The following is a 5,985-nucleotide window of genomic DNA, read 5'->3' as shown; positions in this document are numbered from 1 at the left end:
CGTCCGGGTCGGCGTTGATCACCCGCTCGGCCGGCTTGGCGAGCTGCCCGAGGAAGAACCAGTGCCACCAGCGGGCGGCGAACCGCGCGTCGCAGCGGGCCAGGGCCTCGCCGATCGGCACCCCGTCGAGCACCCCGAGCCGGCTGACCCGGTCGGGATGGTCGAGCGCGGCGCGCATCGCCACGTACGCGCCCCGGTCGTGACCCACCACCGCCGCCCGGCGGTGCCCGAGCGCGTCCAACAGGGCCACCACGTCCCCGGCCATCGCCCGCTTGGAGTACGGCACGTGGTCGGGGGTGCTCGGCGGTTTCGAGGAACCGCCGTAGCCGCGCAGGTCCGGGCAGATCACGGTGTGCCGCTCGGCGAGCAGCGGGGCCACCCGGTGCCAGGTGGCGTGGGTGCGGGGATGGCCGTGCAGCAGCAGCACCGGCGGCCCGGAGCCGCCGTGGTGGACCCGAAGCCGCACCGGGCCGACGTCGATCTCGTCGAGGGCGAATCCGGCGAACATGGCGCCTGCGGTGCCCGGGCGCGCCCGGGTCGAAACGTCAGGTCAGCGCGGAGCAGGCCACCAGCCCGGCGATCAGCAGCGCTCCCAGCGCCGCCTGGAGCAGCAGCGGCGGCCCGAGGTGCGACCAGAGCGTGGCGGTGCGCGGGGTGAGCGACTGCCCGGTGGTCAGGTTGACGATCCGCTCGATCTTCGGTGGCAGGTCGGGATCGCGCTGCCGGCGCAGGGTGAGCTGCACGTGGTCGGCCGGGTGCAGGGCGCTCTGCGGGAGGTGGCCGTGCAACTCGACCTCGTAGAGCTGGCCGTCGACGCCGCGCAGCCGCACCGGCGTGACCAGGTATTCCGGGCCCTTCTTCAGCTCCTTGAAGCGTCGCCGGGCCCCGCCCGCGCCGGCGGAGAGCAGCGAGCGGACCAGCGCCACCAGCAGCCCGGCCACGCCGGCCGCCACCAGCACCGCGACCAGCACCGGCTGGCCGATCCGCACCTCCCGGGGGTACCCGTCGAGGAGCCGGACGATCCGCCCGGTGACGATCCGCTCCGTCGGGTGGACGATCCGCCGGGAATGGAGGTCGCTGTCCATGGTCACCACCCAGAGTCCTGGTCCGTTCACCGATGGTATCGGTCGCCCGGGTTGAATGACGTGAATGAAACCGGGTCATCCGCGCCGTCGCGATCAGGTGACAACCGGACCGGCGCGGGTAAGCGGGGGGCCCAGCCGGAAAGGGGTCGAGCATGCAGTTGTCCTTCCTGCGACCGCTCTACGACCGACCCGGGCCGTGGTGCTCGGTTTATCTGGACGCCTCCGCCAACAGCGAGGAGGCCCATCCGGCGCTCGACCTGCGCTGGCGTGCCCTACGGGACCGGCTTCAGCAGCAGCGCGCCGACGTGGCGAGCATCGAGGCGATCGAAGCGATCGTGCGCGGGCACGATCCGATGGCGGGGGCCTACGGGCTGGCGATCTTCGCCACCCGTGGCCGGGTGGTGCTCTCGGAGTTCCTGTCGGCGCCGCCGCTGCGGGATCTGGCCACGTTCACCTCGCTGCCGCACGTGATGCCGATGCTCGCCCAGCGCGGCGAGCAGGTGGCCTGGGTGCGCGTGCTGGCCGATCGGCAGGGCGCCGACGCGATGGCGATCAGCGCCGGCGGCGTGCCCCGCCGGGCCCACGTGGTCGGCCGCGAGGACTTCCAGCTGCGCCGGGTGCAACCCGGCGGCTGGTCCCAGTCGAAGTACCAGAAGTCGGCGATGGAGGCCTGGCATCAGAACGCCGGCAACGTCACCGCGGCGACGGTGGAACTGGCCGAGAAGGTCGGCGCGGAGGTGGTGGTGGTCGCCGGCGACGTGCGGGCCACCGGCATGATCGCGGCGCAGATGCCGGAACGCTGGCAGGACATGATGGTCCGCACCGACGCCGGCTCCCGCGGGGGTGGGGCCGACCAGATGTTGCTGGACGACCTCACCGTGCAGACGATCGCCGAGGTCGCCGACCAGCGGATCACGGCGACGCTGGACCGGTTCGGCATGCAGGAGGACGTCGGCGCCGGCCTGGACGCCGTGGTCTCCGCCCTGCAACGCAACCAGGTCGAGAACATGCTGATCGTGGACGACCCGTCGGCGAACGGGGAGCTCTGGATCGGTCCGCAGCCGACCGACATCGCCACCGATCCGGGGCAGCTCGCGGCGATGTCGGTGCCCGACCCGGAGAAGGTACGCGCCGACGCGGCCCTGGTGCGGGCCCTGGTCGGCACCGACGCCGAGCTGACGGTGCTCGGTCCGGACGAGGCGCCGGAGCTGACCGACGGGGTGGGCGCCGTCCTGCGCTACGTCGACGCCGGCACCCCGGGGCGTGGCAATGGGTGAGCGTACGGTGGCCGACCTGGTTGTCGAGCGGCTGCGGGCCTGGCGGGTGCCGCGTGCCTTCGGCTACCCCGGGGAGGCCATCGCCCCGCTGCTGGAGGCGTTGGACGCCGCCGGCGGGGACCCGGCGTTCATCCCCGCCCGCCACGAGGAGACCGCCTCCTTCATGGCCACCGGGCACGCCAAGTTCACCGGCGGGATCGGCGTCTGCCTCGCCACCCAGGGGCCCAGCGCGGTCCAGCTGCTCAACGGCCTCTACGACGCCAAGCTGGACAGCAAGCCGGTGGTCGCGATCGTCGGCGAGGACATCACCGGCCCGCTCGGCGGCGCCCACGAGGAGATCGGGCTGAGCCGACTCTTCGGCGACGTCTGCAACCAGTTCGTCCGGTACGGCCGAACCCCGCCCGGGGTGCCGGTCCTGCTCGACCAGGCGTTGCGCACCGCGGCGGCGACCCGCAGCCCGGTCTGCGTGGTGCTGCCCCGCCATTTGCAGGAGGCCATGGTGCCCAACCTGCAACCGCAGTCGGCCGGGGTGCTCACCGCCACCCCCGGGGAACCGCTGGCCCGGGTGCTGCCGCACGAGGCGGACCTGGACGCCGCCGCCCAGCTGCTCAGCAGCGGCCAGCGCATCGCGATCCTGGTCGGGCAGGGCGGTCGGGGCACGGAGGACGAGATCGTCGCGCTGGCCGACCGGCTCGGCGCCGGGGTGGCGACCTCGCTGCTCGGCAAGCCGGTGCTCGACGAGCGGCTGCCCTTCCACACCGGGGTGCTCGGCGAGGTCGGCACGCCGGCCGCCGCGGAGCTGATGGGGGGCTGCGACACCCTGCTGATGGTCGGCACCAACGACCCGTGGACCGGGTACTTCCCGATGCCCGAGCAGGCCCGCACCGTGCAGATCGACATCGACGGCCGCCGGATCGGCACCCGCTACCCGGTGGACGTGCCGCTGGTCGGCGACGCCGAGGAGACGCTGCGCGCCCTGCTCGCCCGGGTCGCCGACCGGCCCAACCCCCGGTGGCGGGCCACCGTGGAGAGCTCCGTCGACCGCTGGCACGCGGAGCGGGCCGACCGGGCCGCCGTCCCGGCCCAGCCGGTGAACCCGCAACTGGTCCTGCAGGAACTCTCCACCCGGGTGCCCCGCACCGGATCGGTGGCGGTGGACGTCGGCTCGGTCATCTACTGGTACGCCCGCCACCTGGAACTGCCCCCGGGGGTGAACGCCCAGCTCTGCGGCACGCTCGGCTCGATGGGCTGCGCCCTGCCGTACGCGGTGGCGGCCAAGCTCGCCACCCCGGACCAGCCGGTGATCGCGCTGGTCGGTGACGGGGCGATGCAGCTCAACGGCCTCGCCGAGCTGATCACCGTGGCCCATCACTGGCAGCAGTGGCGCGATCCCCGGCTGGTGGTGCTGGTGCTCAACAACCGGGACCAGTCCGGCATGGGCGGCGGGCGGGAGACGTCCCCCGACCCGACCCGCCGCCGCCCGGACGTGCCGTACGCCGGCTGGGCGCGCCTGCTCGGCCTGCACGGCGTCCGCGTCGACCGGCCGGAGCTGGTCGGACCGGCCTGGGACGAGGCGCTCGCCGCCGACCGGCCCTGCGTGGTGGAGGCCGTGGTGGACGCGGCGGTGCCGCTCGCGCCACCCGAGCCGGCCTTCGCCGACCTGCGCGGCGTCTTCGCCGACGGCGACGCCGCCCGGCGGGTCCGCGAGCAGATGCTCGACAGGCGGGTGACCGTGGAGGCGGAGGACCTCGTTTAGCGGGCCTTGGCGGGGGCACTGAAGATCGGCAGTCAACGCTGGAGGTCACTTTGTCCGAGCCCACCGATCGCCGCTACGGACCCGCGCCCCTGCCGCAGCCCCGGGGACCCGTCTCGGCGGCGGTGCTGGACGCGCTGCGGCAGCCGGCGCAGGACCTGCCGGCCGGGCTCGGTGCCAGGCTCGACCCGGCGGAGCCGCTCACCGACGAGGACCTCCAGCTCACCCTCTTCCTCTGCTACGAGCTGCACTACCGGGGTTGGCGCGGTGTCGACGAGGACTGGGAGTGGCAGCCCTCGCTGCTCGCGCTGCGCGCGTACGCCGAACGGCACTTCGAGGCGGCGGTGCGGCGCCTGGTGGGGCCGCTGCCGGCGGTGCTGCCCGGCGGCGTGCCGGAGGCCCTGGCCGACCTGGTCGCCGCCGCCGACGGGCCGTCGCTGGCCACGCAGCTGCAACGGCGGGCGACGCTGGCGCAGTTCCGGGAGTTCGTGACGCACCGTTCGATCTACCACCTGCGGGAGGCGGACCCGCACAGCTGGGCCCTGCCCCGCCTGGGCGGCCCCGCGAAGGCGGCCCTGGTCGAGATCCAGACCGACGAGTACGGCAACGGGCGGCTGGACCGGATGCACGCCGAGTTGTTCCGCGCCACCATGCAGCAGCTGGGGCTGGACACGGGCTACGCCGCCCACCTGGACGCCGTGCCGGCGGTCACCCTGGCCACGAACAACCTGATGTCGCTGTTCGGGCTGCACCGCCGGCTGCGCGGGGCGCTGCTCGGGCACCTCGCCGCCTACGAGATGACCTCGTCCCTGCCGAACCGCCGCTACGGCAACGGGCTGCGCCGCCTCGGCTTCGGCGAGGCGGCCACCCGCTTCTACGACGAGCACGTCGAGGCCGACGCGGTGCACGAGCAGATCGCCGCGCACGACCTGTGCGGCGGCCTGGTCCGCGTCGAGCCCGCGCTCGCCCCGGACGTGCTCTTCGGGGCCGCAGCCGCGCTGGCGGTGGACCGGCTCTTCGCCGCGCACCTGCTGCAGAGGTGGGCCGCGGAGCGCAGCTCGCTGCGCGGGTCGGCCGCGCCGCCCCGGGTGACGCTGCGGGAGCGCCCGCAGAACCGCGTCCCCAGCCCGCTCTCCGCCGTCGCCTGACCGCGTCCCCAGCCCGCTCTCCGCCGTCGCCTGACCGTCCGCCGGTCGGCCCCGGCCGGCGCGGGTGCGGTCAGGCTTCGCGGTCGGTGCCGGCGCGGAAACCGATGGCCTTGTGCGTGCCGTCGCAGAACGGCTTGAGCGCGGACTTGCCGCACCGGCACAGCGCCACCGTCCCGCGCCGGGCGTCGATCGCCCGGCCGTCGGGGGTCACCAGGGCGAAATCTCCCCGGACCAGCAGCGGGCCGTCCTGGTACGGGGTGATGGTGGCGGCCGGGGCGGTGGTGTCCTCTGAGCGCATGGGGCGTGAAGTGCCCGCCGGACGGGCCGCGAAACGTCCCGCGCGTGCGTCGCGGGACGCGGGCACCAGCGCGGACGGGCAGGTCAGGACGGCGGCAACCGCCTGAGCAGCGAACGACGGGAAGATCCCGGGATTACTCCCGGGTGGTGAAGGATGCCCCGTTTGAACCCCATCGGGACGGGAAGCCGGGCCGCGTGGTGAGCGAACGAGGCAAGGTGGACCCGGTGCACAAGGTGCGCGAGGGGCTCACGGCCGACGGTGCCGGCCTGGCCGGCGACCGGGTCGTGGCGGCCGGCAGCGCCGCGCGGGTCCTGGTCGCCGCCACCTCCCGGGCGCTGCGCGGCGCCGACTGCGCGGACCTGGGACATCCGGGCCATCCGGGGCCGCTGTCCCGGTTCGTCGGCGCGCCCGAGCCGGTGCGTCG

Annotated in this window: 6 protein-coding genes and 1 pseudogene; 4 read left to right on the top strand and 3 right to left on the bottom strand. The window is 74.6% G+C overall.

Annotation, left to right across the window (positions count from 1 at the left end; genetic code table 11):
* A partial coding sequence (locus NCC78_RS26340) for an alpha/beta fold hydrolase (protein ID WP_250797835.1) occupies window positions 1-508 on the bottom strand: 508 nt, incomplete at its 3' end.
* 37 nt (window positions 509-545) lie between these two features.
* Window positions 546-1,094, bottom strand: a complete 549-nt coding sequence (locus tag NCC78_RS26335; RefSeq protein ID WP_250797836.1) for a hypothetical protein — start codon at window positions 1,092-1,094, stop codon at window positions 546-548.
* A 143-nt stretch (window positions 1,095-1,237) separates the two neighbouring features.
* Here NCC78_RS26335 and NCC78_RS26330 point away from each other — a divergent pair, with 143 nt between their 5' ends.
* The 3 genes from NCC78_RS26330 to NCC78_RS26320 are packed head-to-tail and all read left to right on the top strand — an operon-like array spanning window position 1,238 to window position 5,263.
* Complete coding sequence (locus NCC78_RS26330; protein ID WP_250797833.1) at window positions 1,238-2,362, top strand: baeRF2 domain-containing protein; 1,125 nt, start codon at window positions 1,238-1,240, stop codon at window positions 2,360-2,362.
* A complete protein-coding gene (locus NCC78_RS26325; protein WP_250797832.1) occupies window positions 2,355-4,118 on the top strand; it encodes a thiamine pyrophosphate-binding protein in 1,764 nt (587 codons plus the stop codon). Before NCC78_RS26330 ends, NCC78_RS26325 begins: the two co-directional genes overlap by 8 nt.
* A 50-nt stretch (window positions 4,119-4,168) precedes the next feature.
* Window positions 4,169-5,263 (top strand): iron-containing redox enzyme family protein, encoded by a 1,095-nt coding sequence (locus NCC78_RS26320; RefSeq protein WP_250797830.1) that lies wholly within the window; start codon window positions 4,169-4,171, stop codon window positions 5,261-5,263.
* Window positions 5,264-5,333: 70 nt separating this feature from the next.
* On the opposite strand, the gene NCC78_RS26315 is transcribed toward NCC78_RS26320, so the two are convergent.
* Entirely contained in the window at window positions 5,334-5,561 is a 228-nt protein-coding gene (locus tag NCC78_RS26315; RefSeq protein WP_250797829.1) for a CDGSH iron-sulfur domain-containing protein, read from the bottom strand.
* Window positions 5,562-5,794: 233 nt separating this feature from the next.
* On the opposite strand from NCC78_RS26315, the pseudogene NCC78_RS26310 reads away from it, so the two are divergent.
* A pseudogene (locus NCC78_RS26310) lies at window positions 5,795-5,985 on the top strand (hypothetical protein); the annotation flags it as partial.

Source organism: Micromonospora phytophila, assembly GCF_023656545.1.
GTDB lineage: Bacteria > Actinomycetota > Actinomycetes > Mycobacteriales > Micromonosporaceae > Micromonospora > Micromonospora phytophila.
This window is presented reverse-complemented; position numbering and strand designations above follow the sequence as displayed.